Raw genomic sequence first — 6,414 nt, 5'->3', positions numbered from 1 at the left:
GTGCGGGTGCGTTGTGGCTGGGCGCGCCCCGCGGCGGAGCCGCAAATGTCACGGCCCGCGCCCCTAAAGGCATGGGGTGAGCGGGATTGGGCTGGTCGGGCCGCTCAGCGCCACGGGCCAGGTCAGCCCTGCCCCGTCCCCTCGCGCCGCGCGACGTGCTCCGGTACCGGGATGCCCGCCGGCAGCACGGGGTCAGGCTCGGGCGCGCCCCAGGTCGAGGTCAGTGGCAGCGTCCCGGCCCACAGGCCCAGTTCCGCGTCGGGTCCGTCGCCGTCGTCGGGCCCACCGGTGCGGATCTTGACGGAGGCCTCCTCCAGCGAGAGGACGAGCAGCGTGGTGGCGGCGAGTTCCCTGCGGTTCGGCTGCCTGGCGTACGACCACTGCCCAGGCGCCGCCTGTTCGGTGACGCGGCGCAGGCCGGCCAGCTTCTCCTCCGGGTCGGTGACCTTGCGGGGCACCCCGTGGATCATCGCGCTGCGGTAGTTCACGCCGTGCTCGAAGACGGACCTGGCCAGCACCAGCCCGTCGACATGCGTGACGGTGACACACACGGGCTCCCCGCCCGCGAGGCTGCGACTCGCGACGGACCCGTGCAGATACAGCCGCCGCCCGTCCCTCCCGTACACCGTGGGCACGACGACCGGCCGCCCCTCGACCACGACCCCGAGATGGCAGACGAAACCGGCGTCCAGGATCGCGTCCAGGTCGGCACGGTCCAGGCTGCCCTGCTCGCGGAACCGGCGATGGCGGGTGAGGTCGGTCTCGGGCAGGCGGTCGGTCATAACGCCCGAGACTATCGATGCAGCACTCAAAAGACCATGCTCCTTTCGAATACCGCACACCCAAGGCACCACAACAACGAAATCCGAAGCATTGACGGATCTGACATTTCTCGTCAAAATTGTCAGCATGAGCAAGCGGGACGACATCGTCACAGCGGCCGTCGACGTCTTCGGCCGGTACGGGTTCCGGCAGACCTCGATGGAACTCGTCGCGCGGGCCGCGGGCGTGTCCCGGCCCGCGCTGTACCAGCACTTCAGCAACAAGCAGGACGTCTTCGCCGCCGTCGCCGCCCGCGTCACCGACCTCATGACGGACGCGGCCCACCGTGCCCGCGACGCCGGGGGGACACCGGCCGACCAGGTCCACGGCGTGCTCTCGGTGAAGCTGGAGACGGCGATCGGCGTCTCCGGGGCCGGGTTCCGGCAGGAACTGGTCGCGGAGGCCGCCGCGATGGGGCTGACCTCGGTCGAGGACCGGCTGGTCGACGCGCTGGCGGACCTGCTGCACGAGGTGCCCGAGCCCCGTGAGACCGCCGAGCTGCTGCTCGCCGCGACCGTCGGCATCGGCCAGTCCGAGGGCACCCCGGAAGTGCTCCGGCGTCGCCTGCGCCGGCTGGTCGACCTCGTGACGGTCGGCCTCGACACCGCACCACGTCAAAGGAGTTGAGCACCATGATCGGTACGCTCGCCCTCGGTCTCGCGGCAGGCTTCTGCGCGGGAGACGGGCTCCCCTACTACGTGATGGGCAGTACGGGAGAGAGCATCAGCCCCGGCCCGTTCCGTCCCTCCGCCGTCGCCAACGTCCTCTCCGGCTGGGTGCTGATCGTCGCGGCGGCCGTCTGCTGGCACTACACCGATACGCGGGCGCATCCGCTGCCGACTTATGCTGCGGCAGCAGCAGGAGTCCTCCTGGTCGGGCTGATCCACGCCCGGCTGTGGCGTACCGACCCCTGGGGCAGAACACGCAAGGGCACGCTCCCGGAGGGACGGCAGGCATGACGGAGACGGTCACCAACTGGGCCGGCAACATCACCTACGCGGCGAAGGAACTCCACCGCCCGCGCACACTCGACGCGCTCAGGACCCTCGTGGCCGAGAGCGCGCGGGTGCGGGTGCTGGGCAGCGGCCACTCCTTCAACCAGATCGCCGAGCCGGGCCCGGACGGCACCCTGCTGTCGATCGCCGCACTGCCGGCCGAGTTCGACGTGGACACGACGGCCCGGACGGTACGGGTGTCGGGCGGCGTCCGGTACGCGGAGCTGGCCCGCCGGGTGGCCGAGCACGGGCTCGCGCTGCCCAACATGGCGTCCCTGCCGCACATCTCGGTGGCGGGCTCGGTGGCGACCGGCACCCATGGCTCGGGCGTCCGCAACGGCTCGCTCGCGGCGGCCGTCCGCGAGGTCGAGATCGTCACGGCGGACGGCTCGACGGTGACGATCGCCCGCGGCGACGACCGCTTCGACGGCGCCGTGACCTCGCTCGGCGCGCTCGGTGTCGTCACCTCGCTCACCCTCGACCTGGAGCCGTCCTTCGAGGTCGAGCAGCACGTCTTCACCGAACTCCCGCTTGCCGGGCTGGACTTCGAGACGGTGGCGGCCTCGGCGTACAGCGTGAGTCTGTTCACCGACTGGCGGCAGCCGGGCTTCCGCCAGGTGTGGCTGAAGCGGCGCACCGACCAGGCGCCGGTGGACTTCCCGTGGGCCGCGCCCGCGACGGAGGCGCTGCACCCGGTGCCGGGGATGCCCGCGGTCAACACCACCGAGCAGCTCGGGGTGCCGGGGCCCTGGCACGAGCGGCTGCCGCACTTCCGGGCGGAGTTCACCCCGAGCAGCGGGGCGGAGCTGCAGTCGGAGTATCTGCTGCCGCGGTCGACCGCATACGACGCGCTGTATGCGGTCGACGGGATCCGGGAGACGGTCGCCGGTGTACTGCAGATCTGCGAGGTGCGGACGGTCGCCGCCGACGCGCAGTGGCTGAGCCCCTCGTACGGGCGGGACACCGTGGCGCTGCACTTCACCTGGATCGAGGACACGGCGGCGGTACTGCCCGTGGTGCGGCGGCTGGAGGAGGCGCTGGACGGCTTCGACGCGCGACCGCACTGGGGGAAGGTGTTCACCACTTCGGCGGAGGTGCTGCGCGGTCGCTATCCGCGGCTCGGCGACTTCGCGGCGCTGGCGCGGGACCTCGACCCGCGGGGTGTGTTCGCGAACGCATTCGTCCGGGACGTCATCGGTGGATGACCCGGTCCACGACTCGGCGGGCGGCCCGGCGCAGGACCGGGCCGACGGCCGGGTGGGCGACTTTGTATAGCCCCTTTCCTAACCCCTTGTCGAACGTCACCCGCAGCCCATAGCCTTGCCGCGCGCCGGAGCCGTCGTGCCCCGGCATGACGGCAGAAAAGGGTGGGGCACCTCCGGTGAAGCGCACATCACGTGACATCCGCACCGCGAACCGCTACGAGGTGCTGCGTCAGATCATCGCCCAATCGCCCACCTCCCGGCAGGAGTTGGCCACCGCGACCGGGCTGAGCCTGGCCACCGTGGCCACCCTCGTCGGTGAGCTGCTGGACCTGCGGATGATCACCGAGGTCGGGTTCGAGGACTCGGCGGGGGGCCGCCCCCGGGGTCTGGTCGCGGTCAACGCGTCGGGGGGCGCGCTGATCGGCGTCGACATCGCGGAGACGTACGTCCATGTCGAGCTGTTCGACCTGGCGTTGAACGTCCTGGCCCGCGCCGACGAGGACATGCGGCCCGGCGAGAGCCGTCCGGAGCAGGTGGTCGGCCATGTCGCCGCCGCCGTCGGGGCGGTGGTCGCGCAGGCCGGGGTCGAGGCGGCGCGCGTCCTCGGCGTCGGGGTGAGCGTGCCCGGTCAGGTGGACCGCAAGACCGGCGTCTCGGAGTACGCGCCCAACTGGGACTGGCACGACGTACCGCTGCTCGACCTGCTGTCCGAGGTCATCGCCTACCCGCTCTACCTGGACAATCCGCTGCGGGCCGGCGCGGTCGCCGAGATGTGGTTCGGGGCGGCGCGCGGGCGCGGGGACGCGGTGGTGGTCAACCTCGGGACCGGCGTCGGCGCCGGGCTCGCACTGGGCGGCGGGCTCTACCGGGGCGTGAGCAACAGTGCCGGCGAATGGGGTCACACCACGCTCGTCCTGGACGGGCGGCTGTGCCGCTGCGGCAACCACGGCTGCGTGGAGGCCTATGTCGGCGCGCCCGGAATCATGCTGAATCTACGGGAGTTGAGCCCGCAGAGCCCGCTGCTGCACCCCGAGGACCAGACGGCCACGATCGACGCGCTGGCCCGGGCAGTGGCCGCCAACGATCCCGTGGCCCTCAAGGTCGTGCGGGAGACGGCCCGTTACGTCGGCGCGGGCATCGCCAACCTGGTGAACCTCCTCAACCCCGAAGTGGTCGTGCTCAGCAGCTGGGTGGCCCGCAAGCTCGGCGAACCCCTGCTGCACGAAGTGCGCGAGGCCGTCCAACGGCACGCGCTCAGGCGGCCGTTCGCCGCCACCGAGATCGTCCTCTCCCCCATCCCCACCGACCCGGCGTGCCTCGGAGCGGCAACGTTCGCACTCGAAGGGGCACTTCAGTCGGTGGGACAGAGGAACGGCAAGAACCGCACTACCCAGGCAAGGAGCCGTACCGCACCACCTTCATGACGACGGAAGGGATGCACGTGACCCAGCCCCACCCCAGGAGATCGATCCTCGCGACAGCGGCAGCCGCGCTCGCCGTCACCGGGGCCCTGATGTCCGCGCCGCCCGCGAATGCCGACGGCGTCGCACCGGCGGAAGTCTCCCCCCACGCGGCCCAGACCATCGACAACATCGGCGCGTCCGGCGCCTGGTGGGTCAACGACCTCCAGTACTTCAAGCCCGAGGTACAGGCCCGGGTCGCCCAACTCCTGTTCTCCGAGAAGGGGTTGGACCTCTCCTCCTACCGCTACAACATCGGCGGCGGTGGCGCCGCGGTCACCACCCCGGCCCGCGCCGCCCAGGACTTCCTGAACGCCGACGGCACCTACGACTGGAGCAAGGACAAGGGCGGGCGGACCTTCCTCAAGTACGCCGCGAAGTACGGCGTCCAGGACCTGATCGGGTTCGTGAACAGCGCGCCCGCGCAGTGGACGACCAACGGGCAGAGCTGCGGCGGCCAGTTGAAGGCCGAGAACGAGGGCGACTACGCGAAGTACATCGCCGACGTCACCGCCCACTTCGCGAAGCAGGGCGCGAAGTTCGACTACATCAGCCCCTTCAACGAGCCCAACAACAACTTCGGCGACTGCGGCCAGGAGGGCATGCAGGTCACCGTCGACCAACGCGACGACATCGTGCGGGCGTTGGGCGCCGAGCAGCGGGCCCGGAAGCAGAAGACCAGCATCATCGCCGACGAGTCGAGCAGCACGGTCAGCTTCAGCACCGAGGTCCCGCAGTGGATCGCGCAGCCCGACACCGCGCAGTACGTGTCCGAGCTGGCGCACCACACGTACAACAACCCGAACGACGGCCAGTTGGGCAATGTCTACGAGACGGCGAAGACGGTCGGCAAGCCCTCCTGGGCCACCGAGATCTGCTGCTTCGGCAAGGGCACCACGGGCTGGAACCAGGAGTACGACCCGACCATCGACAACGCCCTGCTGATGTCCCGGATCATGTACAAGGACTTCGCGAGCGCACACGACTCGGCGTTCCAGTGGTGGGTGGCCCTCGCCAGCGGTTACGGCACGGACCCGGCCGCGCGCAACGACGTCGGCTGGAACGACGGGCTGATCTACTACGACCCCGACTACGCGACGGACGGCAACCAGACCCTGTACTTCACCAAGCGGTACTACGCGCTGGGCCAGTACAGCAAGTTCGTGCGGCCGGGCTCGGTCGCGCACAACGTGACGGGCGCGCCGAGCGGTGTCGAGGTGACCTCCTACGACCGGGACGGCAAGTGGGTCGTCGTGGTCAACAACCAGAACACCACGGACACTTCGCTGAACCTGCACTTCAACGGCAAGGTGCCGGTGCGCGCGACGCAGGCCGTGCGGACCTCGGCCACGGAGAACTGGGCGCAGGTCGCGAAGCCGGACGTGAGCGGCTCCACGGTCTCCACGACGCTGGCCGCCCGCTCGATCACGACGTACGTCCTCGACCAGAAGTCCAGGAAGGGCCAAGGGAGTTCGACGGCCGTCACCGGTGCCCTCCAGGGCAGCCAGTCCGGGAAGTGCCTGTCGGCGGACGTCTCGGGGGCCGCGATCGGCACCTGCACGGGCGGGGCCGGGCAGACGTGGTCGTACGACGCGAAGGGTGGTCTGAAGGGGGCCAACGGGTATCTGACGGTGGGGAGTTCGGGGCTGACGACCGCCACGGACTTCACGGGTGATCCGAGCCAACGATGGCTGCTGAACGCCAACGGGCAGATCCTCAGCGAGGCGTCCGGGAAGTGTCTCGACGTGAGCGGTCAGGCGACCTCCGACGGCAGCAGAGTGATCCTCTACAGCTGCAACGGCGGGGCCAACGAGGCCTGGTCGAAGGTCTGATGACCACCTGACAGCTGGTGCGGGCCGGCCACGCGGCGGCCCGCACCCTCGTCACGTCCGGTATTCCGAACGTTGCACAACGCTTCGAACAGGCTTCGTC

6 protein-coding genes are annotated in these 6,414 nt (G+C 70.3%); 5 read left to right on the top strand and 1 reads right to left on the bottom strand.

All coding sequences use genetic code 11. The annotated features are described in order from the left end of the window. Positions 1-122: 122 nt before the first annotated feature. Positions 123-782 carry a pyridoxamine 5'-phosphate oxidase family protein gene (locus tag JHN45_RS10950; RefSeq protein ID WP_201048854.1) on the bottom strand — a complete coding sequence of 220 codons (660 nt, stop codon included), beginning with the start codon at positions 780-782 and terminating at the stop codon, positions 123-125. A gap of 127 nt (positions 783-909) precedes the next feature. Here JHN45_RS10950 and JHN45_RS10945 point away from each other — a divergent pair, with 127 nt between their 5' ends. The 5 genes from JHN45_RS10945 to JHN45_RS10925 all read left to right on the top strand — a co-directional run bounded on the left by JHN45_RS10945 (position 910) and on the right by JHN45_RS10925 (position 6,314). Beyond that, on the top strand, positions 910-1,449 hold the full coding sequence (locus JHN45_RS10945; RefSeq protein ID WP_201048853.1) for a TetR/AcrR family transcriptional regulator: 540 nt from the start codon (positions 910-912) through the stop codon (positions 1,447-1,449). Positions 1,450-1,454: 5 nt separating this feature from the next. After that, positions 1,455-1,781: a hypothetical protein gene (locus JHN45_RS10940; RefSeq protein WP_200714388.1), complete on the top strand. Its 327-nt coding sequence runs from the start codon at positions 1,455-1,457 to the stop codon at positions 1,779-1,781. Beyond that, positions 1,778-3,022, top strand: coding sequence for an FAD-binding protein (locus JHN45_RS10935; RefSeq protein ID WP_201048852.1), 1,245 nt, complete (start codon positions 1,778-1,780; stop codon positions 3,020-3,022). Before JHN45_RS10940 ends, JHN45_RS10935 begins: the two co-directional genes overlap by 4 nt. Positions 3,023-3,198: 176 nt before the next feature. Then, a complete protein-coding gene (locus JHN45_RS10930; RefSeq protein ID WP_307783073.1) occupies positions 3,199-4,446 on the top strand; it encodes an ROK family transcriptional regulator in 1,248 nt (415 codons plus the stop codon). An 11-nt stretch (positions 4,447-4,457) separates the two neighbouring features. Beyond that, the gene (locus JHN45_RS10925; RefSeq protein WP_201048856.1) at positions 4,458-6,314 is read left to right on the top strand and encodes a glycoside hydrolase; all 1,857 of its coding nucleotides are present in this window, start codon (positions 4,458-4,460) and stop codon (positions 6,312-6,314) included. Positions 6,315-6,414: the final 100 nt, after the last annotated feature.

Source organism: Streptomyces sp. MBT53 (assembly GCF_016654115.1).
Lineage (GTDB): Bacteria > Actinomycetota > Actinomycetes > Streptomycetales > Streptomycetaceae > Streptomyces.
This window is presented reverse-complemented; position numbering and strand designations above follow the sequence as displayed.

Excerpts from the sequence above, each read along its gene's own strand:
- JHN45_RS10940 (WP_200714388.1), top strand. The coding sequence starts at position 1,455 with ATGATCGGTACGCTCGCCCTCGGTCTCGCGGCAGGCTTCTGCGCGGGA.
- JHN45_RS10950 (WP_201048854.1), bottom strand. The coding sequence starts at position 782 with ATGACCGACCGCCTGCCCGAGACCGACCTCACCCGCCATCGCCGGTTC.
- JHN45_RS10945 (WP_201048853.1), top strand. The coding sequence starts at position 910 with ATGAGCAAGCGGGACGACATCGTCACAGCGGCCGTCGACGTCTTCGGC.
- JHN45_RS10935 (WP_201048852.1), top strand. The coding sequence starts at position 1,778 with ATGACGGAGACGGTCACCAACTGGGCCGGCAACATCACCTACGCGGCG.
- JHN45_RS10925 (WP_201048856.1), top strand. The coding sequence starts at position 4,458 with ATGCACGTGACCCAGCCCCACCCCAGGAGATCGATCCTCGCGACAGCG.